Raw genomic sequence first — 255 nt, 5'->3', positions numbered from 1 at the left:
CAGCAAAAAATGGACAATGCCAATTAGAGATTGGAAAGCAGCGCTGAATCGATTTACAATCCAGTTCGGCGACCGTATGCCGAATGTTTAACTGAACCCCCGTTTACACAAAATTCAGGACACCCCCCGCGCGAGTTCAATTTTGAAGTGCAAGCGTATTTTTGAAGAATACCTGATTGGGTGTAAGGTATCCTAACCTTTTTCTTGGTCGATTATTCAGTCTATTCATGGCGTGATCAATCTCCTGTTGTGTAA

Annotated in this window: 1 pseudogene; it reads right to left on the bottom strand. The window is 42.7% G+C overall.

What is annotated here, in order from left to right:
* Positions 1 to 136: 136 nt before the first annotated feature.
* Positions 137 to 255, bottom strand: a pseudogene (locus ACO0K1_RS20385) (IS30 family transposase); the annotation flags it as partial.

Source organism: Undibacterium sp. SXout20W (assembly GCF_049340285.1).
Taxonomy (GTDB): Bacteria; Pseudomonadota; Gammaproteobacteria; order Burkholderiales; family Burkholderiaceae_D; genus Undibacterium.
This window is presented reverse-complemented; position numbering and strand designations above follow the sequence as displayed.